Origin of the sequence: Brucella grignonensis, from assembly GCF_002252505.1 — a bacterium.
Classification (GTDB): Bacteria; Pseudomonadota; Alphaproteobacteria; order Rhizobiales; family Rhizobiaceae; genus Brucella; species Brucella grignonensis.
The window spans coordinates 447,546-472,944 of record NZ_NNRL01000163.1; the positions used below are offsets into that span (position 1 = coordinate 447,546).

Genomic DNA, 25,399 nt, shown 5'->3' on the forward strand with positions numbered 1-25,399 from the left:
AATGGCTCAGCTTTCCATTAAAAATCTCGTCAAGCGCTATGGTACAATCGAAGTGGTGCATGGCATCAATCTCGAAATCGCCGACAAGGAATTTGTAGCGCTTGTTGGCCCATCCGGCTGTGGCAAGTCCACGACGCTGCGCATGATCGCGGGTCTTGAAAGCATCTCCGATGGTGCGCTCGAAATCGGCGGCAAGGTGGTCAACGATCTGCCACCGCGTGATCGCAACATCTCCATGGTGTTCCAGTCCTATGCGCTTTATCCGCATATGTCGGTGCGAGAGAACATGGGCTTCTCGCTCAAAATCGCCAAGCAGCCGCAGGCGGAAATCGACCGACGCGTCAATGAAGCCTCCGCCATTCTTGGCCTCGAAGCGCTGATGGAACGCCGTCCGGCACAGCTTTCGGGCGGTCAGCGCCAGCGTGTTGCCATGGGTCGCGCCATCGTGCGCAACCCCGAAGTGTTTCTGTTCGACGAACCGCTTTCCAACCTCGACGCGAAGCTGCGCACGCAGATGCGCACCGAGATCAAAAAGCTTCATGCCAAGGTGCAGTCAACGGTTGTTTACGTGACGCATGATCAGGTCGAGGCCATGACACTGGCCGACCGCATCGTCATCATGCGCGATGGCCATATCGAGCAGGTCGGAACACCGGATGAAGTGTTCAAGCGTCCGGCCACGCAGTTTGTTGCGGGCTTTATCGGCTCACCGCCGATGAATATGGCTGAGGCAACCGTGCAGGGTTCGGAACTGGTCTTTGCCAGTGGCGACCGCCTGCCAGTGCCGGCACAGTTCAAGGCCAAGGTCACGGATGGCTCCAAGGTCACGTTCGGCCTGCGCCCGGATGATCTGTTTCCGAAAGGCCACGGGCTTTCATCGGGAGACGCCGTTCATGAGGGCGAATTGCGCGTTTCGATCACCGAGCCGCTTGGCAATGAAACGCTGGTCTTTGTCGAATTTGCTGGCAAGGAATGGGTGGCGCGTATGCTCAACCCGCGTCACCTCAATTCCGGTGAAGCGATTTCCATGCATTTTGATCTGTCGCAGGCGCATCTGTTTGATGCGGCAAGCGGCAAGAGTCTGGCGGTATAGTTATGGCGCGTATTGAAAAAGTTGAACTGCGCATGGTCGACCTTCCACCGAAGGTCAAGCGCACCGATGCGATCCAGAGCTTTGTCAGCCAGGAAACACCAATCGTCACCATCACCGATAGCGATGGTGCGGTCGGTACGGGCTACAGCTACACCATTGGCACCGGCGGCTCGTCCGTCATGCGCCTGTTGAACGACCATCTGGTGCCGCTGATCATCAATGAGGATGCGGATTGCATCGAGGCGATCTGGCGTAAGCTCGAATTTGCAACCCACGCCACAACCATCGGCGCGATCACCGCTTTGGCGCTCGCGGCCATTGATACGGCACTCTGGGATTTGCGTGCGAAAAAACAGAACCTGCCGCTGTGGAAGCTTGCAGGTGGTGCCAAGGATCGCTGTCCGCTTTATACGACCGAAGGCGGCTGGCTGCATATCGAAAAAGAAGCGCTGGTTGAGGATGCACTGCAAGCCAAAGCCAATGGCTTTTCTGGCTCCAAGGTGAAGATCGGCAAGCCGCATGGGTCGGAAGACTATGCGCGTCTTTCTGCTGTTCGTGCAGCCGTAGGCGATGGCTTTGAAATCATGACCGATTGCAATCAGGGCTTTACGGTGGACGAAGCGATCCGTCGCGCCGAGCGTCTGAAAGAACTTGATCTGGCGTGGATTGAAGAGCCGCTTCCGGCGGATGATCTTGACGGTCATATCCGCCTGACCCGTTCCACACCGACACCGATTGCAGTTGGTGAATCGATCTATTCGATCCGCCATTTCCGCGAATATATGCAGAAGGGCGCTTGCTCCATCGTGCAGGTGGATGTGGCGCGTATTGGCGGCATCACGCCATGGCTGAAAGTGGCACACGCCGCAGAAGCGTTCGACATTCCGGTCTGCCCGCACTTCCTGATGGAACTGCATGTCAGCCTCACCTGTGCCGTTCAGAACGGGCGCTATGTCGAATATATTCCGCAGCTTGATGATCTGACCACCAAGGGCATGGAAATCCGTGATGGCCACGCTATTGCGCCGTCCGAGCCGGGCATTGGCATTTCGTGGGATTGGGATGCTGTGCGTGCGCGGTCGGTTTCCGAATTCACCCGCGAGATCGTGAGGTCGTAATGGCGCAGCGAATGGGCATGGTGATCGGGCTGAAGCCTGAGAAAATCGCAGAATATAAAAAGCTGCACGCGAGCGTGTGGCCGGAAATTCTGGCGCTCATTTCCGAATGCAACATCACCAATTATACGATCTTTCTGAAAGAACCGGAAAATCTCCTGTTCGGCACATGGGACTATGTCGGCACCGACTTTGAGGCCGACATGAAGAAGATGGCCGATAATCCGAAAAATCAGGAATGGTGGTCCGTCTGCATGCCATGTCAGAAGCCGCTCGAAACCCGCAAAGAGGGCGAGTGGTGGGCGATGATGGAAGAGGTATTCCATCATGACTGAGGTTTTCGATCCGAAGACCCTGCGCCAGTGGTGGGCCAAGCCCACACAGCCAAAGCCTATCGTGATTTTCGGTGCAGGCAGTATCGTCGGTGACGCGCATCTGCCTGCTTATCAAAAGGGCGGCTTTCCGGTTGCAGGTATTTTCGATCCCAATCTGGACAAGGCATCGGCACTTGCCGACCAATGGGGCGTGAAAGCTTTTGGAAGCCTTGAAGAAGCGATTGCTGTCGAAGGCGCGATCTTTGATCTCGCTACGCCACCATCGGCCCATGCTTCGATCCTCGCACAATTGCCGGAAGGCTCCGCTTGTCTCATCCAAAAGCCGATGGGCAGCGATCTTGTTGCAGCCACGGAAATTCTGAAAGTTTGCCGTGCGCGCAATCTCAAAGCTGCGGTCAATTTCCAGCTACGCTTTGCGCCGATGATGTTGGCACTTTATGATGCTGTCGATAAGGGCTTGCTTGGTGAAGTGGTGGATTTCGACGCGTGGCTGGCGCTTGCGACCCCTTGGGGTCTGTGGCCGTTCCTGAAAGGTCTGCCGCGCATCGAGATTGCCATGCATTCGATCCACTATCTGGATTTCATCCGCGGCCTGCTCGGCAATCCGCTTGGCGTTCACGCCAAAACGATTGGCCACCCGAACCACGATGTGGCCCAGACTCGCACTGCCGCGATCCTCGATTATGGCGACCGGGTCCGCTGCGCGCTGTCGGTCAATCACGATCATGATTTCGGCCGCAAGTTTCAGGCCTGCGAGTTCCGCATCTGCGGCACCGAGGGTGCTGCCTATGTGAAACTGGGCGTCAATCTCGACTATCCGCGCGGCGAACCGGACGAGCTCTGGATCAAGCCAAAAGGCGAGGGCGATTGGGTGCAGGTAGAGCTTCAAGGCGCTTGGTTCCCGGACGCATTCTTAAACCGCATGGCGCAGTTGCAGCGCTTTGGAACCGGCGAAGATGCAGAACTGATCGGCTCGGTCGAAGATGCTTGGCACACCATGGCACTGGTCGAGGCCGCCTATCAGTCGAGCGCCGCGCCCGCCACGCCGCTTGCCGCAAAACCGGAGGTCTGATTATGGCCGAACAGAAAATCTACTACGAAGATTATGAAATGAACCATGTGCGCCTCACCACGGGCCGCACCATCACCGAAACGGATTTCGTGGTTCACGCCGGGCATACGGGCGATTTCTTTCCACACCATATGGATGCGGAATTCGCCAAGACCCTGCCGGGTGGTCAGCGCATTGCCCACGGCACAATGATCTTTGCAATTGGTGTCGGATTGACCGCAACGCTGATCAATCCGGTTGCATTTTCCTATGGTTATGATCGTCTGCGCTTTATTCGTCCGGTTCATATCGGAGATACGATCCGCACGCGCGTGACAATCAGCGCTAAGGAAGATGACCCGAAGAGGGCCAATATGGGCCGCGTTACCGAGCGGTGCGAAGTGCTTAATCAGCGGGATGAAGTGGTGCTGGCTTGCGACCACATCCTGCTTGTCGAACGGAAGGCTTGAAAATGACGATACGATTTGATGGAAAAACCGCACTGGTGACAGCCGCAGCACAAGGCATTGGCCGCGCCAGCGTGCTGGCCTTTGCGGAAGCGGGTGCCAAGGTCTATGCGACCGATATCAACGAGGCCGCACTCAAGGAAATCGAAGGCGTTTCGGGCATTATCACCCGCAAGCTCAACGTGCTTGACGAGGTGGAAGTGAAGGCAGCGGTCGCCGAGATCGGCCAGGTCGATATCCTGTTCAACTGCGCGGGCGTCGTCCATGGCGGCTCAATCCTTGAGATGAAGGACGAAGATCTCGACTTTGCCGTCAATCTCAACGTCAAGGCCATGATCCGCACCATTCAGGCCGTGCTGCCGGGCATGCTGGAACGCAAGGATGGCGCCATCGTCAACATGGCGTCGGTTGCTTCGAGCGTCAAAGGCGTGCCGAACCGGTTTGCTTATGGCGTCACCAAGGCGGCTGTCATCGGCCTCACCAAGGCTGTCGCTGCCGACTATGTTGCCAAGGGCGTCCGCTGCAACGCCATCTGCCCCGGTACGGTTGAAAGCCCGTCGCTTCAGGACCGTCTGCGTGCGCAGGGCGATTATGAAGAACAGCGCGCGGCATTCATCGCGCGTCAGCCAATTGGCCGTATCGGCCAGCCGGAAGAAATCGCCGATCTGGCGGTCTATCTCGCGGGTGCGACCTATACCACCGGTCAGGCTTATAACATTGATGGAGGCTGGACGATCTAGGGTAGTCGATATTCAGGCTCTGGCGGCCTGCAAATGGCATTTTTCTTCGCTTTCGGTGCTCATGTACCTTTAAGTACATTCCGCTCCGGTTCTCGAAAAACACCATTTTCGGCACGCCATAACCTGAATTTCGACAGCTCTAGGCATTCCACCGCCACCAATTCTATCCCCACAAGGAGTAAACTCATGAAATTTCTTCGCTATGGCGAAACCGGTCAGGAAAAGCCGGGCCTTCTCGATGCGGACGGCAATATCCGTGATCTTTCCGCGCATGTCAGCGATTTGTCGGGTGCCGTTCTCAGCCCTGAAGCACTCGCCAAGCTCGGTTCACTGGATGTCAATGCGCTGCCAAAAGTCGAAGGCAACCCACGCCTTGGCCCATGCGTTGCAGGCACCGGCAAGTTCATCTGCATCGGCCTCAACTATGCCGATCACGCAGCAGAATCCGGCATGGCTGTACCACCAGAGCCGGTCATCTTCATGAAGGCAACCTCGGCAATCGTCGGTCCGAATGATGATCTGCTGATCCCGCGCGGTTCGGAAAAGACCGACTGGGAAGTCGAACTCGGCATCGTCATCGGCAAGACTGCGAAATATGTTTCGGAAGATGATGCGCTTGATTATGTCGCGGGCTACTGCACGCTGCATGACGTTTCGGAACGCGCATTCCAGATCGAGCGCGCCGGTCAGTGGACCAAGGGCAAATCCTGCGACACGTTCGGCCCGACCGGCCCATGGCTGGTGACGAAGGACGAGGTTGCCGATCCGCAGAACCTTGGCATGTGGCTCAAGGTCAATGGCGAAACCATGCAGGACGGCTCGACCAAGACCATGGTCTATGGCGTACGCCACCTCGTTTCCTATCTCTCGCAGTTCATGTCTTTGCAGCCGGGCGATATCATCTCCACCGGCACGCCTCCTGGCGTTGGCATGGGCATGAAGCCACCGCGCTATCTCAAGGCTGGCGATGTTGTCGAACTCGGCATCGAAGGTCTCGGCACGCAAAAGCAGAACGTGCGCGCTGACGTTTAACTTTTTTGAGCATGCTCTGATCACGGATAAATCATGACGAAAATCACTGATCTGCGCGTCTTCGATCTCCGCTTCCCGACTTCGCAAAGTCTGGACGGCTCTGACGCGATGAACCCGGACCCGGACTATTCGGCAGCCTATGTTATCCTCGATACGGATGACGAGGCGCTGAAGGGCCATGGCCTGACCTTCACCATTGGACGCGGCAACGACATTTGCTGTCAGGCGATTCTCGCCATGCGTCATCTGGTCGTGGGTGCCTCGATGGATGATTTCCTCGCGGCCCCCGGCAAGTTCTGGCGCTACCTGACCGGTGACAGCCAGCTGCGCTGGATCGGTCCGGACAAGGGCGCGATGCATCTTGCCACCGGCGCTGTCGTCAACGCCTTCTGGGATTTGGCGGCAAAGCAGGCTGGCAAGCCGGTATGGCGGCTTGTCGCCGACATGTCGCCGGAAGAGATCGCCGATATTGTCGATTATCGCTACCTCACCGATGCGCTGACCCGCGACGAAGCTGTCGAAATTCTGCGTAAAGCGGGAGCCGGCAAGGCCGAGCGTATCGCGAAGCTCGAAGCCAAGGGTTATCCTTGCTACACGACGTCTGCTGGCTGGCTCGGCTATGACGATGACAAGCTGCGTCGTCTTTGCCAGGAAGCCATCGACGAGGGTTTCAATCATGTGAAGATGAAGGTTGGCCGCGATCTGGAAGACGATATTCGTCGTCTCACCATCGCGCGCGAAGTAATCGGCCCGGATCGTTATCTGATGATCGACGCCAATCAGGTCTGGGAAGTCGATCAGGCAATCGAATGGGTCAACAAGCTTGCCTTCTCCAAGCCGTTCTTCATCGAAGAACCGACCAGCCCGGATGATGTTGCAGGCCATCGCAAGATCCGCGAAGCCATTGGCGATGTGAAGGTTGCGACTGGTGAAATGTGCCAGAACCGCATCATGTTCAAGCAGTTCATCGCGGAAGGCGCTATCGACATCGTTCAGATCGATTCATGCCGTATGGGTGGCCTGAATGAAGTTCTGTCCGTGCTGCTGATTGCTGCCAAGTACAACAAGCCGGTTTGGCCACATGCGGGTGGCGTTGGCCTGTGTGAATATGTGCAGCACCTTTCCATGATCGACTATGTGGCCGTTTCCGGCACCATGGATGGTCGTGTGATCGAATATGTCGATCACCTGCACGAACACTTCATCGAGCCATGCATCATCAAGGATGCGGCTTATATGCCACCATCGCTGCCGGGCTTCTCGATTGAAATGAAACCGCAGTCGATTGCGGAATATACGTTCAAGGGTTGAGAGCCAATTTTCGGCTTATCGTAAAATAAAAAGCCGCGCTGGAAAGCGCGGCTTTGTTTTTAGAGGAAGCGGATCATCAATGCGCCGGAAAGCAACAGCACCGCACCAACAATGCGCCCGGCGGTGATTTCACGCACCGCAACGCCCATGAAGCCGATGCGGTCAGCAGCCAGTCCGGCCATCAATTGTCCAGCAACAGCAAGCCCCATCACGGCAGCAGCCCCGATACGCGGCGTCAGCAACACCGATGCGGTCACATAGATACAGCCAAGCGCACCGCCAGCCACGAACAGCCAGCCCGCAGGCACGTTGAACGCTGGCATCGCACCCGTCGCGCGCGCGGTAATTCCGGCGATAACGGCAAGGATGACGGCACCGGAAAGAAACGAAATCGCAGCAGCTGTTACCGGCGATCCCAATCCACGAGCCAGTGCGGCATTGATTGGCGCCTGAATAGCAATACAGGCACCCGAAAGAATGCCGAACAAGGTCCAGATCATGGAAAATCCCCGCAAGATGTTAAACAAGCCGTTTGATGACAGGCGATATGCGCTGAAGCCTACCAGATAACATTCCCAATTATCTGTGGGATGCAGTGGTCGCAGAAGACGTGCTGCAGATCAATCGCAGCAAAACAACAAGCCTCAGCCTCACTGAAAAGTGAAGCCTTATTTCTGTTCGCCGACAGAGATCAGGTTTTTACCGCGCCGCTTGGCGTCATACATCAGTGCATCAGCTGCATAGAGAGCTGCCGTTACATCTGTCGGAGCCATGGTGAAGCTCACAAGGCCCATCGAAAAGCTCACGGGAAAGCCTTCACGCGCAACGGCATCATCAAACAAAGCCTTGATCTGCTGCGCTTCGGCAAGATCGCTTGCCTTTGTCCCGCCCAGACGCAGCACGATGAATTCATCGCCACCGGAACGTGCACTGACTTCATCCGGACGATTGCGCCCGGCCAGTGTTTCGCCGATCAGCTGCAGCAACTCGTCGCCAGCAGCGTGGCCACGCTCGTCATTGACTTGTACCGGTCGACATCAAAATAAAGCAGCGAGCCGGTGTTTGTGGCGTAGAAGCATGTCTCTCATCAAGAAAATTGGGCTGTTGCGATCAACTATCAAATGCGTGCCAGCCACTTGCTGAACGATCAGGCCAGCGGATGATTGTGATCTATGATGTGCTCCAATGGAGGGGCGTATTTTCTTGCCATCCGTTCTCGTGCAGGAGGGGCGTATCGCTGGCGAAGCATGGCCAGCCGATACACAGATAAAAACTGAAATTCCAATGTTCTGGCGTGCTGAACAGGTGCTTCATTGCGTGTGGATCGAGAATAGAAACCATGCCGACACCAAGTCCGAGTGAACGGGCTACCAGATTGAGATTCTGGACTGCCATCGCTGTGCTTTGCTCCAGTGTGGTAGCCATTGTCTGTCGCCCGAGACCATGACCTTCAGCGGGGTCTGTTTCGGTGAAAATGGCGAGTTGAACCGGGGCTGTGCGGATAGCTTCCAGCTTCAGTTTCTCATATTCCCTGGCACGAGCCGGGTCGTAGATATTTGCTGCATCGCGGTTTGATTTTTCAAATAGATGATGCACCGCCTCGCGCATTTTGGCGCTCTGGACGGCAAAGATTCTCCATGGCCGTGAATTTCCAACGGATGGTGCATAGGCCATTGCCTGTTGCAGCTTTTCGAGAATTTCATCGGAAACAGGATCAGATAGAAAATGGCGCACATCTCGCCGCCACCGCAGAATGCGGAAGAGAACATCTTGATCGGCAGGGGAAAATTTCATGAGTATTCCGGATTAAACTCACCGAATATCAGGTAACCGCTAAAGTGCTGCGCAATATCAGAAGATCATTGTCAGGAGAAAGATGGTGCCCGGAGACGGATTTGAACCGCCGACACGCGGATTTTCAATCCGCTGCTCTACCAACTGAGCTATCCGGGCATCCTTGCAGTGATTTCTCACCGTGTGGCGGTGTTGGTGTCCGCCGGAAGTGGGTGGGTTATAGCATTAAATTTCGCGCTGTCCAGCACCCCATCGCAATTTTTATAAGATTTCTTATAAACACGCTAAAGTGCCGATTTCACTGTGGAAATCGACGTTACCCAGCCTCAGTTGTCGTTTTCTTCCTCTTCTTCAATCGTTTTTCCAGGAATGACATAGCTTCCCGAAAGCCAGCGATTGAGATCGATGCTTTTGCAACGTGGCGAGCAGAACGGATACGTATCACGAACTGATGGCTTACCACATTCAGGGCAGGGGCGAGTCGGGCGCAACGGTGTAACGCGCGAACCGGCAGCTGCAGATATATCTTTCTTGTCGCTCATGGGAATTCTCAGACCTTGCCGTTTATCCAATTGGTATAAATCGGATAGTCACCATCGGCCAACAAGCTTACAGTTTCCTGCAAGGGGAGGCCAACCACATTGGTATATGATCCAACCAGCTTGACCACAAAGCTGCCTGCAAGCCCCTGAACGGCATAACCACCGGCCTTGCCGCGCCATTCGCCCGAAGCGAGATAGGCGTCAATCTGTTTGCGCGTCAACCGCTCGAAACGCAGGCGCGTTTCTACAAGCGTCTGACGCAGGTTGCCGTTGGGCAGAATAAGGCACACGCCGGTGAAAACCTTATGCGTGCGTCCTGACAAAAGGCGCAAACATTCCCGTGCTTCGTCGTTGATCTCTGCCTTGGGCAGGACACGACGTCCCACGGCAACAACCGTGTCAGCCGCCAGAACAAAAGCATTGGCGAAGTTTTCATCGCCCTTCAATTGTTCCTGTGCGGCTTTTGCCTTTTCACGCGCAAGACGACGCGCCAGTGAACGCGGATGTTCCGCGCGCTCAGGCGTTTCGTCAATATCTGCTGGCTGAATATGATCTGGCTCAATGCCGACCTGCCCCAGAAGCTCGATCCTGCGGGGAGAGCCGGAGGCAAGAACTAGCTTATGTTGCGCGCTCATAGACAAGGCTTTTCCTGGAACTAAGTTTCCTGAAAGATAGGCGGCTGCTTACTTGAAGCGGTATGTGATACGGCCTTTGGTCAGGTCGTAAGGGGTCATTTCGACCAGAACCTTGTCGCCAGCCAGAACGCGAATGCGGTTTTTGCGCATGCGGCCTGCGGTGTGCGCAATAATTTCATGTTCGTTTTCGAGCTTCACACGGAACATTGCATTCGGCAGCAGTTCCGTAACAACGCCCGGAAATTCGAGGACTTCTTCTTTCGCCATGCGATACCTGTTACTTTCTTTGATAGATTGGCCCGACATCGGGCCGCAGCTTTAAATTTGGCCGGAACCTATATGATTAGACAGCATTTGTGAACAACCGAATTGGGCGATGTTATTTTGGGGCCAATCGCTCTGTGATTTGCCGCTTCAGGCGGTCTCGCACGTCACGATATGCATTCATGATCTGCTCGCGACTTCCCGTCATAAGCGTTGGATCAGGCGTGGGCCAATATTCCACATCGACGGAAAAGCCACGCATCCGTTCAAGCACCGTATGATGCGCGAGCGGGGTAAGCGTGATGATAAGATCAAAATAGCCGTCCGCCAATTCTTCGAGTCCGCGCGGTTGCCGGGCATCGAGCGACAGGCCTTCTTCAATGAGCACGGCATCGACAAACGGATCGCGCTCGCCACGTTGAACACCGGCAGAAGCGATATACATATTGGGTGGAAGCAGTTTTCTTGCAAGAAGTTCGGCAATTGGCGAACGAATAGAATTCTTGCCACAGACGAAAAGTACAGAAGTGGGCCGTTTAGCGACTTCGCTTTCTTCTGTTGGGACAATCGCTTCCTGATTGCTCATCAAGGATCAGCCCCGCCAGTGCAGCACGCAGACGAGCGTGAAAAGACGCCGTGCGGTCGCAAAATCGACTTCGATCTTGCCGTTCAGTCTAGTTTGCAGAGTCTGCGAGCCTTCATTGTGCAAGCCGCGCCGTCCCATGTCGATCGCCTCGATCTTGCTGGGGCTCGCTGAGCGAATGGCCTCATAATAGCTTTCGCAAACGAGAAAATAGTCGCGCACAACGCGTCTCAATGGGGTTAACGAGAGAATGTGAGTTGCAACATCGTCACCGCTTTCACGCATGATGGAAAAAATCAAACGTGATTCCATCAGCGAAAGCTTCAGTTTGTACGGCCCGCCAGTATGGTCACCCACCGGATGAAACGCATTTTCTTCAATCAGGTCAAAAATCGCGACCGCGCGTTCGTGCTCGACGTCAGGCGTCGAGCGGCCGATGGAATCATCGAGCTCGACGTCAACAAGGCGGGCATTAGGAACGCCGGCGGTCATGATACCTCATAGATTAAGCCGGATGGCGACAGATTGTGCGTGGGCGTCGAGGCCTTCAGCACGGGCGATTTCGATGGCTGCGGGACCGAGGGCACGCAACTGATCCGGGCCGAGTTTAAGAAGCGATGTGCGTTTCATGTAATCCAGAACCGACAGGCCAGACGAGAAACGCGCAGAGCGTGCTGTGGGCAGAACGTGGTTACAGCCGCCGACATAGTCGCCGATCACTTCCGGCGTATAGGCGCCTATAAACACCGAACCGGCGTTGCGGATTTTTGGCAAAAGCGCTTCCGGATCTGCCGTGGCGATTTCCAGATGCTCCGCAGCAATGCGGTTTGCCAGCGGAATGGCCGCTTCAAAATCGTCAACCAGAATGACGGCACCGAAATCGCGCCAGCTTGCGGCGGCAGTCTCAGCACGCGGCAAAGTCTTGAGCTGACGCTCCACAGCCTCTTCAACAGCTCTTGCGAAAGGCTCGTCGTTCGTCATGAGAATCGACTGCGCCGCTGTGTCATGTTCTGCCTGTGCCAGAATGTCGGCGGCCAGCCAATCTGGATTGTTGTCCTTGTCGGCAATCACCAGAACTTCGGAAGGTCCTGCAATCATATCGATGCCGACAGTGCCGAACACAATGCGCTTGGCCGCAGCAACATATGCATTGCCGGGACCGACGATCTTGGCCACCGGCGCAATGGTTTCCGTGCCATAAGCGAGCGCCGCAATAGCCTGCGCACCGCCGACGCGGTAGATTTCCGACACACCTGCAAGACGGGCCGCAACCAGAACCAGTGGGTTGAGCTTGCCATCGGGTGAGGGAACAACCATGACGATGCGCTCGACGCCTGCGACCTTCGCGGGCACGGCATTCATCAGCACCGAACTTGGATAGCTTGCCGTGCCGCCCGGCACATAAAGACCAACCGCTTCGATGGCTGTCCAGCGGGAACCGAGTTCTACACCAAGTGCGTCGGTATAACGGTCGTCCTTTGGGAGCTGACGCGCATGATGCTTTTCGATGCGTTCATGGGCAAGTTTGAGAGCTTCGATGGTCGAAGCAGGCGCCTGATCGAAAGCCGTATCGATTTCCGCTTCCGTCACCCGGATACCGGTCTTATTCAAATCGATACGATCAAACCGCTGCGAATATTCAATAAGCGCTGTATCGCCTTCGCGACGCACGTGATCAACGATTTCGCGGGCAGCCCGATCCACATCTTCCGAGACCTCGCGCTTGCCGGTGAGGAAAGCTGCAAACTTCTGTTCAAAATCGGGATCGGTTTGTCTTAGCGTCGTGACCACGCTGGTATTCCTTTAATTGTCAGTCTGGGCGGTGCCCGTCAGGTATGCGAAGCAGATGTCAGCGGCAATCAGGCGTCGTGTCGCGGCAGGGAATTTGTTTCCCAGGCTGGTCCCACATCCGTCAGCTGCGCTTCAATGCATTCCACATCCAGACGGATAGCTGCATTTGCCGAAAAAGTCAGTTCCAATGTTCCGGCAGGTGCCTCACCGGGAATGAAACGAATAGCAAGCAGCGAGAGAACCTCATCCGGCTTCTGTCGATCAATGCCGGTGGCTTTCGCAACCGTCACACGATTGAAATGCAAAGCTGCCCGGCGGCGCTGATACTGGGGTTTGCGAAACAGCTTTGGCTTCGCTTCTTCCCACGCAAAACGGTTGGCAGTCAGGACAAAGCGCTTGTCCTTCGCGAGATATTGAAGATCGGAGACTTTTAGGACTGCATCCTGAAGATGGGCGGACAGGACCTGCAAATCCTCCTCATCCAGCGCCACAAGCTTCAACATTTCCATATCTGGCATCGTTCCCTACTGTTCTTCAGTCTTAGGCAAGTCAACTTTACATGCCAGCAGAAAAAAATCGACAGGCTTTTCAGCCTGTTGATTAATCTGCCTGCAATAAAAGAAAAGCCGGAAACTTATTTCCGGCTTTTAAGCAATTAACCGCTGATGCGTTCGACATTCGCGCCGCAACGCGAGAGCTTTTCTTCCAGACGCTCAAAGCCGCGATCAAGGTGATAGACGCGGTTGACGATGGTTTCACCTTCGGCTGCAAGACCTGCAATGACGAGAGAAACCGAAGCGCGCAGATCGGTTGCCATAACCTGAGCGCCCTTGAGACGTTCGACGCCTTCAACTGTCGCGGTCTGACCGGACAGCGAAATCTTTGCGCCAAGGCGCGCCAGTTCCTGTACGTGCATAAAGCGATTCTCGAAAATCGTTTCGGTAATGCGCGACGTTCCCTTTGCCATGGTCATCAGGCCCATGAACTGCGCCTGAAGATCGGTCGGGAAACCGGGGAATGGATCGGTCGTTACGTCAACCGGGTGAATACCGTGACCATTGCGCACAACGCGCAGGCCGCTGTTGGTTTCGGTGATTTCAGCACCGGCTTTGCGCAGCGTATCGAGTGCTGCGGTCAGCTGACTTGCCTCAGCACCTTCGAGCAGAACGTCGCCACCGGTCATGGCCACAACCATGGCATACGTGCCGGTTTCAATGCGATCAGGAATGACGCGAACGCGTGCACCAGACAGGCTTGTCACGCCCTGAACATGGATCGCTTCGGTGCCAGCACCGGTGATTTTTGCACCCATTGCGTTGAGGCAGTCGGCCAGATTGACCACTTCTGGCTCGCGCGCAGGATTTTCAATGATTGTTTCGCCCTTGGCAAGCACGGCTGCCATCAGCATCACATGGGTTGCGCCGACCGAAACCTTCGGGAAGCGATAGCGTGCGCCGACGAGACCGCCCTTTGGCGCGCGCGCCTTGGCATAACCGTTTTCAATGTCGATTTGTGCACCGAGAGCCTGAAGGCATTCGAGCAGCAGGTCAACCGGGCGCGTACCGATGGCACAACCGCCAGGCAGCGATACTGTGGCTTCTCCCATACGAGCAAGGAGCGGTCCGATAACCCAGAAGCTCGCACGCATCTTGGAAACCAGCTCATAAGGAGCAACGGTGTCGACGATATTACGGGCTGTGAAATGGATGGTGCGCGAGTAAGCACCATTCTGGTGTTCGCGGCGGCCGTTGACCGAATAATCAACGCCATGATTGGAAAGAATGCGGATCAGCTGTTCGACATCGGCGAGATGCGGCACGTTTTCGAGCGTCAGCGTATCGTCGGTGAGAAGAGAGGCGATCATCAAAGGAAGCGCAGCATTTTTCGCGCCGGAGATGGGAATGACGCCGTTGAGCTTGTTGCCGCCGACGATTTTGATGCGATCCATGCTGTTTCACCTTCTGGGCCGAAGCCATTTGCCCGGTAATTGATTTTTGCAAGTTCCGCAGCGTTCAGGCCTGCGGTGTTGCATTATGAAATGACTGTTCTTGCGGCGGAATTACGTCGATCACGAATCATAGCCGAACCGCAACGCCATCAAGAATTGAATTGTGCTTTTATCGCAGCCACTCGCTATCTTCAAGAAAGGCTTTGCCGGCTGCGGTTTTGTTCCGCCTGATATACTAACCTTGAAAATTGAACCGTATGTTAATCGGTGTCGTCTTTTCCTGCAGTGATGCCAGTATTACGTTCGTCGGCATCGCCGGCGCGGCGCGAACGGGTTTGTGCTTTACGACGTGCCAGATTCGCCCGAAGCTGCTCTGCAAGCCGCTTTTTGCGCCTGTCCGCCTGATTTTGTTTTTCGTCGTGGGTGTCATCTTCGTTCATGAGGGCTGTTTACTACGGCAGAATGCGCACGAAAAGCACCTTCTGTGGAGGTGGGCGGGGGATTTCCACATTATGTGAAAATAATTGTGATTGGTTGCTTGCGATTTGCGTAATGATGTGTCAGAAGTCCGCCGCGTTCAAGAGAATGCTGCGGTAGCTCAGTGGTAGAGCACTCCATTGGTAATGGAGAGGTCGAGAGTTCAATCCTCTCTCGCAGCACCAGCGCAACCCCCTGAAATCGTTAGAACCCCTTGCGCCATAAGGCGTTTTACCCATATTCATGTCACAAATCGTGTCACAAAATGGGTGTGGGTATGGCGGGCAAAGTTAGGCATCTTAAAGAGCGCAATGGGCGTTATTCAGCCCGGCTCGTCGTTCCGAAGAATCTCAGATCAATTGTCGGCAAGGCAGAACTCGAAACGCAATTAGGTGCGGATCGACGGCAGGCGCTAATTAAACTGCCAAGTGCTGTTGCGGCGTTACAAGGTCAAATTGCAATCGCAGAGCAACAGGCAATGCCAAAATCCGGCCCTGTTTCTTTGCGCTTTCCGTTATCGATTGAGCAGATTGCGAACCGGCATTATCAATCGCTAATTATCTTTGATGAACAGATACGCCAAAGCGACCCGCGTTTCTCAAACATTGGTTTTGATGACGTATTCGTTGAAAACTTACGTGCCGGGATCGCGGGCCGCTTAAACGATGACCAGCTAGAAAATCTGGTAGGTGATCGAATTAATCGGTTTCAATTGCTCGGCAATACGGACGTTCAAAAAGGCTCACTGGACTGGCGCAAGCTGGCGATAGCTCTATGCGTTTCGGAGTATGAAGCCCTTTCACGATCAGCCGAACGCGACGAAGGAATTTTCAACGGAACGCCAGAGCATCCTATGCTTGTGAAGGCTATCGACGCGCCAGAGCCGCAACAGCCTGTTGACTTGATGGATTTGCTAGACGGCTATGTGAATCAGCTAGAGCGCCAAGGGAAGGGCAAAGAAGCCCGGAAGCGCTGGACCCCTGTTTTCACTGATTTGATGAAGTTCGTCGGGCATAACGATGCTTTGCGCATTACTGATGATAATATCAGGAATTGGCGAAACAAGAAGTTGGAAACGCTTGCAGCTAAAACCGTCTCGGACGTTTACATGGCAAGCGTTCGCGCCGTTCTGAATTGGGCAGTTGAAGAAAAGAAAATACCGGAGAACCCAACTAAAGGCGTGAAAGTCAAAAAGCCGAAACAAGCGCAGTCTCGTGAAAAGGGCTTTCGCGATGATGAAGCTTTAGCAATCCTCAAAGCTTGCAGAGCTTACACGCCTATTCATCGAGATAATCCAAGCAATCGGGAATCTGAAAAGATGACCGCTGCAAAGAAGTTTGCTTCAATTTTGTGCGCGTTCACTGGCGCTCGTATCACCGAAATTATGCAGTTGCGAAAAGAGGACGTGCGCAAGGAAGGAGATATATCGGTGATTAGAATAGCGCCTGATGCGGGATCGGTTAAATCTTTCACCTATCGCGATGTTCCTTTGCACCCGCAGATCATCGCAGAGGGCTTTTTAGAATTTGTGGATCGCTCAAAGTCTGGGCCGCTATTCCATTCCAATACCCCAGATAAAGCTCTCTCAGGTGCGAGAACCGTTGCTGGACGTGTCAGTCAGTGGCTGCATGAGATTAAAGTGATACCGGAAGGGTTACAGCCTAACCACGCATGGCGGCATCGTTTCAAAACCATTGGAACAGAACTTGGCGTTTCTCAACGTGTCATTGATGCTATCCAAGGTCACGCAAGCCGAACGGCAGGCGAGAACTATGGCGATGTGACCATACTGGCAAAAACTAGAGTTATGACGCAGTTTCCAAGTTACGAATTAGATCAGTAAAATTGATTTATTAAGCAATAATAATCAAAAATATTGATATTTAGGATTCACAACGATTCTCGTTTGTGAGAGAATAAGCCATGTTCAAAAGCATGGTTTGAAGTTGTGTTGAGTAAAAGTTTTGGCCGCGTATTTAAGGCAATAGGTTTTTCAATGGATCGGAAGGCATATAAGCTTTCCGATCCCGATGCTTATTCACTGTTCGGATTAACGCCTACCGTCTCAGGCTCTAATGTTAGTGGCAACAATGCCATTAATGTTCCAGCCGTCTTACAGGCTGTTCGCCTTATCTCTGAAAATATCGGCTCACTGCCATGCAAGTTTTATCACGATGATGAACTAGGCAAAACAGCCACTAAAGATCACCCGGTATTCAAGATCGTTCACAACCGGGCTAACGGCTGGACAAGCGCAGGGCAGCTACGCACCGATCTAACGAAAGACGCGCTTATTCATGGCGGCGGCTTTGCAAAGGTTATTCGCTATCCAGACGGCAGACCATATGAGTTGGTACGCCTAAAGCCCGGCACCGTTTCCGTTCTTGAAGATAGCCTTGCAGATTTGCCGCCAGTGTATCGTATCACTGAAGCAAGCGGCACCGTTGATTATCCGCACACCGAAATTCTGCATATCAAGCCTTTTGGTGACAGATCACCCGTATCATATGGCCGCGAAGCGATTGGCCTATCTGCTACGCTGGAGCGCCACGGCTCTAAGTTTTTTGGATCAGGTACGCGGGCAAGCTGCATTATCTCGAATGATAAACCGCAGGCAACCACACTCGGCGCAACCGCAATTGCCAACGTCAAGAAATCCTATCTCGCTTGGCAGTCTGGTCAAACGAATGAACCGCTAATTCTGGACGCTGGATTTAAGGCCGAATATCCGGCTATGACCTCGACCGATGCGCAGTATCTCGAAAATCGCGTTTTCCAGATTGATGACATTGCCCGCATTTTTGGCGTTCCGTCTACCATGTTGTTTGAGCTTACACGCGGCACATGGGCGAACACGGAAGAAATGGCCCGTTCGTTCATGCAGCTTTGCTTGCGCCCTTGGCTCGACCGCTGGCAGGACGCTTATTCGACAGTGTTGCTCACAGAAGATGAGCAAGACGCGCACAGCTTTGAATTTGTCATTGATGACCTACAACGCGCCGATGCATCCGCCCGCGCCGAAATCTTCAACAAGCTGATCGCTGCCCGCGTCATGACCCCTAATGAGGTCCGCGCCACCATGAACATGCAGCCACTACCCGGCGGCGATGAGTTGGCGAACCCCTACACCACAACCAGCCCGAAGGCAGATTCCGCAAAGGATGAAACCTAATGAGAACGGATGAAGAGCGCCTCGCAGATGTCTTACAGGCACGAACAGCGAAGCTTGAACGCGATATGATGCGCGGCAAGAATGCTCATGATGCGAAGGCGTATCAGGAAGCGAAACAGAAGCTTTTTGATGATGCGCAAGCGAACATGCAACGCTTGGTGAACCGATAATGATCACCGCGTTCATTGGCGACAAAGAGCGCCAGCTTAAAATCATACCAGAGCATATTGCAGAACTCGAAAAGCTGACAACCTCGGCTATCGGCGTTTTATATACCCGCGTTCTTAATGCAGCTTTTAGCTATGGCGACTTGATCACGATTATCCGGCTCGGACTGATCGGCGGCGGCACGAGCGAACAAGAAGCACTTCACCTCACCGAAACATATATCAAGCCACGCCCAATCATGCAGACCCTGCCAATTGCGCTAGACCTCATGGAATTGGTTTGGAGCGGTGAAGTCCTATCAGATGCGCCCGACAACGCGGCAGACGATGAGGAAAGCTTGCGGGCCGCTATAAATGATGCGCTTGAACAGGTAGCACCATGAACGAACGCCTCGAAATCAAAGCGGCCTTTTCTGTCACCGATACGGGCGAAATTAGCGGCCTTGCATGGCCTTTCGGTTCCGCTGATCGCGTAGGCGACCAGATCGAACAAGGCGCATTCAAAGCAATGCCTACAACCCTGCCAATGCTGTTTGCGCACGATCAGACGCAAGTTGTCGGGGTATGGGATCAGATCGCGGAAACCTCGGACGGCCTATCAGTTAAAGGCCGCTTGCTGATTGATGACGTTGAACGTGCGCGTGAAGTTCGCGCCATGATCCGCGCCAAAGCAGTCACCGGCCTTTCTATCGGCTTCCAGACTAAGAAAGCCGCACCGTTGCGCAACGGGCGCAGCATCACAGCCCTTGAGTTGCATGAAATCTCTATCGTTCCGGTTCCTTGTCACCCCGGCGCGAAAATCACTTCATTGAAGGCCGTTGGTGATGCGGCATTAGATATTTCCAAGGAACAAAAAATGGAAAACCTGAATACCGAAACCGCACCGGAAGCCAAGGCAGACCCGGTTATTGATCAGAAGGCTTTCGACGCAATGAAAGCCCGCCTCGACAATCTGGAGGCAAAGGCGAACCGCCCGCAGCCTTCCAATAACAACCAGCCACGCGCTGTTAATGACAATGGTGATGAGCGCAAAGCTTTTGCCGATTACGTGCGCAGCGGACGCATTGAAGAAAAGGCGCTGGCATTCGGCACCCCTTCAACGGGCGGCATTGTCGCGCCTGATAGCGTCTCGACTTCGATCATCGAAAAGCTGGCTGAATTTTCGCCAATGCGCCAGCTTGCATCATCTATCAGCATGAGCGGCCCGCTTTTGCAGCTTCCGCGCCTCGTCAATGAAATTGACCCGGAAGAAGTTGGCGAAATGGAAGATCGCCCGGAAGACGAACCAAGCTTTGACCAGATCGACCTAAAGCCGTTTGAAATGGCTGTTATCGTTCCAGTGACCCGCATTTTGCTTGAAGACGCGCAGATCGATCTTGAGAGCTATCTTTCAGGCCACATTGCCCGCAAATTCGGACAGAAAGAAGCATCTTGGTTTGTGAACGGCAATGGCACCACGCAGGCAGAAGGCGTTCTCAAGTCCACTGACATTGTTGCGAAGGAAGTTGAAGCAATCGACGCTGACGCGCTGATTGACCTCTTTTATAATATCAAGACCGGCTATTCGCAGCGCGGTGCATGGCTTATGAACCGCTCGACAATGGCGACCGTTCGCAAGCTTAAAGACACAGACGGCTCTTATTTGTGGCAGCCTTCCATTGCAGCGGACGTTCCACCAACATTGCTTGGCCGTCCGGTATATGAAGCCGTGGACATGCCAAACGCTGACAAGGAAGCAACGCCTATCGTCTTTGGTGACTTCCAGAGCGGCTACACGATTGCAGATCGCGTTGGCTTCACAACCTTGCGTGACGAACTCACCGGCGCAGCCAATGGCATTATCAAGCTTCACGCCCGCCGCCGCGTAGGTGGTCGAGTGACGATTGGTGAAGCGCTGACAAAACTCAAGATCGCAGCCTAAACATGAGAACGCAGCCCGCAAATGCTTTGAACATAGTGACGGCTTTAAAACCCTCATTGCGGGCTGCATTGCGTCTCACGCAGGAATTTGGCGACCTTGAGAAAGTCTTAGCTGATATTCTCGAAGGCAAGCTTGAAACACTGGCGAAAATTATCCTAATCGCCAGTGGCAGCGAAAACCACGCTAAATTCCTGCATGAGATTGCAACACATGGCGCAAAGCAAATTCCAGCTTTGCAGCCTTATTTCGTTACATTCATTCATGGCCTGATTGCGGACATTCCGGCGATGCGTGACGTATCACCCGCAACAGCAGATGCGCCGCAACACAAAGCCTCAAACAAAACACCCCAAACGCCAGCCGAATATTATCAGCGTTTATTCCAGATCGGCACCGGCGTTCTCGGATGGACACCTTTAGACACATGGAACGCCACACCGACAGAAATCGTCCTGGCTTATCAAGGTCGCACCGAATTTATCGCGGACATTCTGAAATCCGTATTCGGCACCTCAGAAGATACCGGCCCGCAGATCGACAAGATCGACAAAGAAAGTCTCGAAACCCTTATCGCCAGCGGCAGGCAAGACCCGACCTTTGATCGCGCAGGACTGCAAGCACTAAGGGAAGCGCTATGAGCAAGCCCGCTTATCTATGCGTATGTGGCAAGGTAGTGCCGGGCAACACCCGTTGCGAGTGCCAGATTATCAATGATCGCAGGCGCAGGGATCGCCACGACCGCAAACGCCCGAACGCCTCACAGCGCGGATATAATCGCGAGTGGCGTGAAGCAAGAGCCTTATTCCTGCAAGCATTCCCGAAGTGCCGTTGTGGTGAGCCTGCAACCGTTGTTGATCATATCATTCCACACAAAGGCAACATGAAACTCTTTTGGAACCGTGCCAACTGGCAACCCCTTTGTGAGCATTGCCATAACTCATGGAAGCAAAAGCAGGAGCGCCAGCAATGACACCAGCCGACACGCTCACCTTTGACAACACTACACAGCCTATCACCGAATGGGCGCTCGATTACGGGATCACAGCCAAGATCATCATTGACCGCCTCAATCGTGGCTGGACAGCAGAGCAAGCAATAACAATCCCGATGCATGTAGCACCTAAACAAAGGCTTATATCGCCGGAACTGAAGAAATATATCCACCGCAGACCTCGCCTAAAAAGATCAGCAAACAAAGATAATCCGGTCAAGAAACGTAAAATAAAAACGATCGATGCATTCGGTGAAAGTAGATCAATTGAGCAATGGTCTAAGTTAGTAGGCATAAGTTATAAGATAATAATGCTTAGATTGTGTGAAGGGATTGAAATCGAAGATGCTTTGACAATGCCTTTGAAGCCAAAGGGAAGAAAGAAAGTAAAGGTCAATGTATCTAGTGAGGCCGGGGGTGGCAAAGAACTTTAGAAAGTGACGTGGACACCGGCGGGGGGAGGAACGCGCTAGAGATTCACTTAAATAATATTTTCAACAGAGTTTCATTTTATGAGTATCGTATCTGTTAATTTACTTGTGTCACAGTTGAACCTTTTAGGCGCTGAAATCGACGCCGAATTTCTTCAACATAAGATCGATGCGGCAGAGAGCTTTATCCAAGCCTACATTGGCCGCAAATTCTCGGACATTCCAGAAGTCGGCGCAGACCTCAAAGAAGCGGTGTTGCAGCTTGCAGCGCACCTTTATGAGCATCGCGAAGCTGTTCTAATCGGCGTTAATGCGAACGAACTGCCATATGGCGTAGGTGAAATGATCCGCCATTATCGTCTCGAATGGTTTGGAGAAGATCATGGTGAGTGATCTTGACCGGATTTTGGGGAAGATGGACCGCATAACAAGCGCCACAAAAGAGGCCGTTAAGCCCGCCCTTATCAAATCAGCGAATGAGATTGCCAGCTTGCAACGCGCCCTTGCGCCAGTTGAAACAGGCGACCTCAAGAACTCTATCTCTATCACCGGCCCCAACGAACCGACACCCGCATATTCACAACCGGGCGGCTCACGCATGGCTGGACCAGATGAGACGATTATCACGGCGGGCAATTCAGACGTTCGTTATCCGCACCTTGTCGAATACGGCACCTCGGAAGCCGATGCGCAGCCGTTCTTTTGGCCCGGTTACTACCTCGGACGCGACAAAGCCAAGCGCCGCATAAAAGCAGCAGCACGAAAGGCTATTCGCGAAACTTGGAACAACAACAAGCCCGGAGGTGACAGTGATGTTTGAACCTACACTGGCACTACAGACCGCTATTCGCGCCCGCCTAATCATGAAGCCGGAACTGACGGCGCTTGTGCCTGCAAACAATATCCGCAGCGGCGCAACCAGACCAGACACCACGCCAAGCATTATCATCGCAGACGGCACCACGTCATTGCATGGTTATGACTATACCGCACAGCGTTGCGCGTGGGTAAATCTTGACCTGCATATCTGGACGCTCGATAGCGAACAAGACTTGGTAAAGCAGATCACCGGCGAAGTTATGGCCGCGCTAGACAAGCAAAGTTTGAACATTGAAGGCGGCTATTGCGACCATTTCAGGCCCACTAGCACCCGCTTTATGCGTGACCCCGATCCAGCTTACGGCCACGCTGTTCTATCCGTTGAAGCCCTTGTTAGGTGGTTCGTGTGATGCAGTCCGGTAAACTAGATCGACAGATCACAATTGAGCGCCAGACTGAAACCGTCTCACCGTCTGGATCGGTTCGCAAAACGTGGCAAATCATTGCAACGTTGCGCACTGAGATCGTGCAGCAATCCGCAACCGAGTTTCTAACCGGCTTCGGAGAGGCGGAGAGTGGCACAATTATTTTCCGCACCCGATACCTTGCAGGGATCACAACCGCAGACCGCATTATCTATGAAGGCGGCAATTACAATCTCAAGGAGATTAAAGAGATAGGCAGGCGGCGCGGGCTTGAGCTAAGGGGAGTTGCGACCCGATGAGAGTGCATAGCCGTGGTGTGAAACCACCTTTGAAATCTGACGCTGACGCACTCACCAAAGCACCAGCCGCGCCAGCGCACCTATCGCCTGAAGCAAAAGCCGAATGGAAGCGTGTCATGCCGCAGCTTATTGAGCGGCGTATCCTGACACGCGGCGACCTTTCCGGCATCGAAGCTTATTGCAATGCAGTTGGCGCAGCCCGCCAGATCACAGACCATATGCGCACCCTTGCGCTGCCCGATCTTAAACTAGGCGGCTTGCAAATCCGCTACATGCAGACGGCCCGACAGTTGGCCGCTGAATACGGCCTGACACCGACCAGCCGAACCCGGATTGGCAATTCACCAACGGAAGACGACGACGATGACAACCCGCTTTTAATCGGCAGGAACCATAAACATGATTAAGAGCGCATTCCCGCACTGGATTTATGACGGTTCGCCAATCCCTGACCCGACCGGCCGCGGTCAACTTGCTGTTGATTTTATCAATGCGTTGAAGCACCCGAAAAGCACAGCACCGAAAAAGCGCTTCCAGTTGTATGACTGGCAAGAGCGAATTGTTCGCGCCATTTACAGCCCCGTTGATGAAGACGGTGAACGGCTAATTCGCGAAGTTTTCCTATTTATTCCCCGCGGCAATCGCAAGACCTCGCTTGCCGCCGCCCTTGCAATGTTGCACCTCTTTGGACCTGAAGCAGTGCCAGCCGGTGAAATCCTATTCGCCGCTTCAGATCGCCAGCAAGCCGGTATTGGTTTTAATGAAGCTGTTGGTATGGTGCGTTCTGATAAGCGCATTGAGAATGTCAGCCGCATTTACGACAGCACTACCAGTTTAAAGACGGTCATTAACAAGATCGATCGATCAACCCTTAAAGCCGTGTCGAGTGACGGCAAGGCACAACACGGCACCACGCCAAGTTTCGTTCTAGCCGATGAGATTCATTTATGGGGCAATCGTGATCTTTGGGAAGCGCTTCAATCTGGCATGTCTAAGCGCAAAGGCGGCCTGACGATCACAGCCACTACCGCAGGCCGTGGACGCGATACACTGGCAGCAGAGCGCTATGATTATGCGCGGAAGGTAGCAACCGGCGAAGTTATAGACCCCTCATTTTTACCTATTCTTTTTGAGATGGAACCTGAAGAAGATTGGACGAATGAAGATGTTTGGCACCGCGTCAATCCGGGGTTAAAAGATGATTTTCAGGATATTAAAAAGCTACGCACTGAAGTGCGCGAAGGGCTTTCAAATCCGCGTAAAGCATTTGAATTTCAACAATTCCATTTGAATAAATGGCACGGCAACAGCCGTGACCCGCTATTCGATATGACAACATATGACGCAGGAAAGCAGGAACTTGATTTTGAGCGCCTTAAAAAGCTGCCTTGTTATCTTGGCGTTGATCTATCCGTATCGGGCGACCTGACGGGCATTGTCGCCGCTTGGCGCGATGATGATAACGACACAGTCACTATTCACCCTTGGATATTTGCACCGGGCGAAACCCTGATTGAACGGCAGCAAGTCGAAGGATTGCCCTATACCTATTGGCAGGATGAGGGCTTAATTCACGTCATCGACGGCCCCATTATTGAGCCGGAAGTTATTGCAGATAAAATCCGCGAACTTTGCCAGACGTATGACGTGCAAGAGATCGCGTTTGATCCGCACTTAGCGCGTGTCACCATGCAACGTCTGCATGATGAGGGCTTGCCAGTTGTGGAAATGCGGCAAGGCCCGCTCACCATGACCCCGGCTATTGGCGCACTTGAGCGCACCGTGAACGGGCGCAAGATTAGACACAGCGGCCACCCCGTATTGCGCCAGCATTTCGACAGCGTGGCGGTGAGCCGATCCGATACCGGCATAATCAGGATGCACAAAAGCAGCCGCAGCACCCGCATTGACGGGGCAGTTGCCGCAGCAATGGCAGTGGGCCGCGCACTCGAATTAGATGCACCCGCTTCAATTTATGAAACTATGGAATTTTAAA

General features: G+C 53.7%; 33 protein-coding genes, 2 tRNA genes and 1 pseudogene. 23 read left to right on the top strand and 13 right to left on the bottom strand.

What is annotated here, in order from left to right; genetic code table 11:
- The first annotated feature begins 1 nt into the window (after position 1).
- The 8 genes from CEV33_RS15915 (at position 2) to CEV33_RS15950 (ending at position 7,144) form a co-directional block, all read left to right on the top strand.
- Positions 2 to 1,093 carry an ABC transporter ATP-binding protein gene (locus CEV33_RS15915; RefSeq protein ID WP_094541377.1) on the top strand — a complete coding sequence of 364 codons (1,092 nt, stop codon included), beginning with the start codon at positions 2 to 4 and terminating at the stop codon, positions 1,091 to 1,093.
- A gap of 2 nt (positions 1,094 to 1,095) precedes the next feature.
- A complete protein-coding gene (locus tag CEV33_RS15920) occupies positions 1,096 to 2,211 on the top strand; it encodes a mandelate racemase/muconate lactonizing enzyme family protein (RefSeq protein ID WP_094541378.1) in 1,116 nt (371 codons plus the stop codon).
- Positions 2,211 to 2,543 (top strand): L-rhamnose mutarotase, encoded by a 333-nt coding sequence (locus CEV33_RS15925; RefSeq protein WP_007873411.1) that lies wholly within the window; start codon positions 2,211 to 2,213, stop codon positions 2,541 to 2,543. Before CEV33_RS15920 ends, CEV33_RS15925 begins: the two co-directional genes overlap by 1 nt.
- Positions 2,536 to 3,615, top strand: coding sequence for a Gfo/Idh/MocA family protein (locus tag CEV33_RS15930; RefSeq protein ID WP_094541379.1), 1,080 nt, complete (start codon positions 2,536 to 2,538; stop codon positions 3,613 to 3,615). The genes CEV33_RS15925 and CEV33_RS15930 overlap by 8 nt, the downstream gene beginning before the upstream one ends.
- 2 nt (positions 3,616 to 3,617) lie before the next feature.
- Positions 3,618 to 4,064 (top strand): MaoC/PaaZ C-terminal domain-containing protein, encoded by a 447-nt coding sequence (locus CEV33_RS15935; protein WP_010658087.1) that lies wholly within the window; start codon positions 3,618 to 3,620, stop codon positions 4,062 to 4,064.
- 2 nt (positions 4,065 to 4,066) lie between these two features.
- Positions 4,067 to 4,801, top strand: coding sequence for an SDR family oxidoreductase (locus CEV33_RS15940; protein WP_094541380.1), 735 nt, complete (start codon positions 4,067 to 4,069; stop codon positions 4,799 to 4,801).
- 186 nt (positions 4,802 to 4,987) lie between these two features.
- A complete protein-coding gene (locus CEV33_RS15945; protein ID WP_094541381.1) occupies positions 4,988 to 5,833 on the top strand; it encodes a fumarylacetoacetate hydrolase family protein in 846 nt (281 codons plus the stop codon).
- 33 nt (positions 5,834 to 5,866) lie between these two features.
- Positions 5,867 to 7,144, top strand: coding sequence for an L-fuconate dehydratase (locus tag CEV33_RS15950; protein WP_094541382.1), 1,278 nt, complete (start codon positions 5,867 to 5,869; stop codon positions 7,142 to 7,144).
- A 59-nt stretch (positions 7,145 to 7,203) separates the two neighbouring features.
- On the opposite strand, the gene CEV33_RS15955 is transcribed toward CEV33_RS15950, so the two are convergent.
- From CEV33_RS15955 to CEV33_RS16015, 13 genes and pseudogenes are all read right to left on the bottom strand, one after another.
- On the bottom strand, positions 7,204 to 7,644 hold the full coding sequence (locus CEV33_RS15955) for a DMT family transporter (protein WP_094541383.1): 441 nt from the start codon (positions 7,642 to 7,644) through the stop codon (positions 7,204 to 7,206).
- Positions 7,645 to 7,812: 168 nt separating this feature from the next.
- Positions 7,813 to 8,157, bottom strand: a pseudogene (locus CEV33_RS15960) (GGDEF domain-containing protein); the annotation flags it as partial.
- A 157-nt stretch (positions 8,158 to 8,314) separates the two neighbouring features.
- Positions 8,315 to 8,938: a 5,6-dimethylbenzimidazole synthase gene (bluB, locus tag CEV33_RS15965; RefSeq protein ID WP_094541385.1), complete on the bottom strand. Its 624-nt coding sequence runs from the start codon at positions 8,936 to 8,938 to the stop codon at positions 8,315 to 8,317.
- Positions 8,939 to 9,021: 83 nt separating this feature from the next.
- Positions 9,022 to 9,097: transfer RNA gene (locus CEV33_RS15970), tRNA-Phe, on the bottom strand.
- Positions 9,098 to 9,264: 167 nt separating this feature from the next.
- Complete coding sequence (gene yacG, locus CEV33_RS15975) at positions 9,265 to 9,480, bottom strand: DNA gyrase inhibitor YacG (protein ID WP_024898072.1); 216 nt, start codon at positions 9,478 to 9,480, stop codon at positions 9,265 to 9,267.
- Between the two features lie 8 nt (positions 9,481 to 9,488).
- Positions 9,489 to 10,115, bottom strand: coding sequence for a Maf-like protein (locus CEV33_RS15980; RefSeq protein WP_094541386.1), 627 nt, complete (start codon positions 10,113 to 10,115; stop codon positions 9,489 to 9,491).
- A gap of 48 nt (positions 10,116 to 10,163) precedes the next feature.
- Positions 10,164 to 10,382, bottom strand: coding sequence for a translation initiation factor IF-1 (gene infA / locus CEV33_RS15985; RefSeq protein WP_002965531.1), 219 nt, complete (start codon positions 10,380 to 10,382; stop codon positions 10,164 to 10,166).
- 112 nt (positions 10,383 to 10,494) lie between these two features.
- Entirely contained in the window at positions 10,495 to 10,965 is a 471-nt protein-coding gene (locus CEV33_RS15990) for an arsenate-mycothiol transferase ArsC (RefSeq protein ID WP_094541387.1), read from the bottom strand.
- Positions 10,966 to 10,971: 6 nt separating this feature from the next.
- Positions 10,972 to 11,454 (bottom strand): UPF0262 family protein, encoded by a 483-nt coding sequence (locus CEV33_RS15995; protein ID WP_094541388.1) that lies wholly within the window; start codon positions 11,452 to 11,454, stop codon positions 10,972 to 10,974.
- Positions 11,455 to 11,460: 6 nt separating this feature from the next.
- Positions 11,461 to 12,753 (bottom strand): histidinol dehydrogenase, encoded by a 1,293-nt coding sequence (gene hisD, locus CEV33_RS16000; protein WP_094541389.1) that lies wholly within the window; start codon positions 12,751 to 12,753, stop codon positions 11,461 to 11,463.
- A gap of 68 nt (positions 12,754 to 12,821) precedes the next feature.
- A complete protein-coding gene (locus CEV33_RS16005) occupies positions 12,822 to 13,262 on the bottom strand; it encodes a DUF2948 family protein (RefSeq protein WP_094541752.1) in 441 nt (146 codons plus the stop codon).
- A gap of 146 nt (positions 13,263 to 13,408) precedes the next feature.
- Positions 13,409 to 14,701, bottom strand: coding sequence for a UDP-N-acetylglucosamine 1-carboxyvinyltransferase (gene murA / locus CEV33_RS16010; protein ID WP_094541390.1), 1,293 nt, complete (start codon positions 14,699 to 14,701; stop codon positions 13,409 to 13,411).
- Positions 14,702 to 14,961: 260 nt separating this feature from the next.
- Complete coding sequence (locus CEV33_RS16015) at positions 14,962 to 15,141, bottom strand: hypothetical protein (protein ID WP_024898065.1); 180 nt, start codon at positions 15,139 to 15,141, stop codon at positions 14,962 to 14,964.
- A 147-nt stretch (positions 15,142 to 15,288) separates the two neighbouring features.
- Between CEV33_RS16015 and CEV33_RS16020 the strand changes: the two genes are divergently transcribed.
- From CEV33_RS16020 to CEV33_RS16085, 15 genes are all read left to right on the top strand, one after another.
- Positions 15,289 to 15,363, top strand: a tRNA-Thr gene (locus tag CEV33_RS16020).
- 92 nt (positions 15,364 to 15,455) lie between these two features.
- Positions 15,456 to 17,021, top strand: a complete 1,566-nt coding sequence (locus CEV33_RS16025) for a tyrosine-type recombinase/integrase (protein WP_094541753.1) — start codon at positions 15,456 to 15,458, stop codon at positions 17,019 to 17,021.
- Positions 17,022 to 17,174: 153 nt separating this feature from the next.
- Complete coding sequence (locus CEV33_RS16030) at positions 17,175 to 18,350, top strand: phage portal protein (RefSeq protein WP_094541391.1); 1,176 nt, start codon at positions 17,175 to 17,177, stop codon at positions 18,348 to 18,350.
- Positions 18,350 to 18,520, top strand: coding sequence for a hypothetical protein (locus CEV33_RS24010; protein WP_167388172.1), 171 nt, complete (start codon positions 18,350 to 18,352; stop codon positions 18,518 to 18,520). Before CEV33_RS16030 ends, CEV33_RS24010 begins: the two co-directional genes overlap by 1 nt.
- Positions 18,520 to 18,900 (top strand): gene transfer agent family protein, encoded by a 381-nt coding sequence (locus tag CEV33_RS16035; protein ID WP_094541392.1) that lies wholly within the window; start codon positions 18,520 to 18,522, stop codon positions 18,898 to 18,900. Before CEV33_RS24010 ends, CEV33_RS16035 begins: the two co-directional genes overlap by 1 nt.
- The gene (locus tag CEV33_RS16040; protein WP_094541393.1) at positions 18,897 to 20,438 is read left to right on the top strand and encodes a phage major capsid protein; all 1,542 of its coding nucleotides are present in this window, start codon (positions 18,897 to 18,899) and stop codon (positions 20,436 to 20,438) included. The genes CEV33_RS16035 and CEV33_RS16040 overlap by 4 nt, the downstream gene beginning before the upstream one ends.
- A gap of 2 nt (positions 20,439 to 20,440) precedes the next feature.
- Complete coding sequence (locus tag CEV33_RS16045; RefSeq protein ID WP_094541394.1) at positions 20,441 to 21,076, top strand: hypothetical protein; 636 nt, start codon at positions 20,441 to 20,443, stop codon at positions 21,074 to 21,076.
- Entirely contained in the window at positions 21,073 to 21,408 is a 336-nt protein-coding gene (locus tag CEV33_RS16050; protein ID WP_094541395.1) for an HNH endonuclease, read from the top strand. The genes CEV33_RS16045 and CEV33_RS16050 overlap by 4 nt, the downstream gene beginning before the upstream one ends.
- Entirely contained in the window at positions 21,405 to 21,863 is a 459-nt protein-coding gene (locus CEV33_RS16055) for a hypothetical protein (RefSeq protein WP_094541396.1), read from the top strand. Before CEV33_RS16050 ends, CEV33_RS16055 begins: the two co-directional genes overlap by 4 nt.
- Positions 21,864 to 21,941: 78 nt before the next feature.
- On the top strand, positions 21,942 to 22,253 hold the full coding sequence (locus tag CEV33_RS16060; RefSeq protein WP_094541397.1) for a head-tail connector protein: 312 nt from the start codon (positions 21,942 to 21,944) through the stop codon (positions 22,251 to 22,253).
- Positions 22,243 to 22,680, top strand: coding sequence for an HK97-gp10 family putative phage morphogenesis protein (locus tag CEV33_RS16065; protein ID WP_094541398.1), 438 nt, complete (start codon positions 22,243 to 22,245; stop codon positions 22,678 to 22,680). Before CEV33_RS16060 ends, CEV33_RS16065 begins: the two co-directional genes overlap by 11 nt.
- A complete protein-coding gene (locus tag CEV33_RS16070; protein WP_094541399.1) occupies positions 22,673 to 23,089 on the top strand; it encodes a DUF3168 domain-containing protein in 417 nt (138 codons plus the stop codon). The genes CEV33_RS16065 and CEV33_RS16070 overlap by 8 nt, the downstream gene beginning before the upstream one ends.
- Entirely contained in the window at positions 23,086 to 23,403 is a 318-nt protein-coding gene (locus tag CEV33_RS16075; RefSeq protein WP_094541400.1) for a phage head closure protein, read from the top strand. The genes CEV33_RS16070 and CEV33_RS16075 overlap by 4 nt, the downstream gene beginning before the upstream one ends.
- On the top strand, positions 23,400 to 23,810 hold the full coding sequence (locus CEV33_RS16080; RefSeq protein ID WP_094541401.1) for a P27 family phage terminase small subunit: 411 nt from the start codon (positions 23,400 to 23,402) through the stop codon (positions 23,808 to 23,810). The genes CEV33_RS16075 and CEV33_RS16080 overlap by 4 nt, the downstream gene beginning before the upstream one ends.
- A complete protein-coding gene (locus CEV33_RS16085; protein WP_094541402.1) occupies positions 23,803 to 25,398 on the top strand; it encodes a terminase large subunit in 1,596 nt (531 codons plus the stop codon). Before CEV33_RS16080 ends, CEV33_RS16085 begins: the two co-directional genes overlap by 8 nt.
- Position 25,399 lies beyond the last annotated feature (1 nt).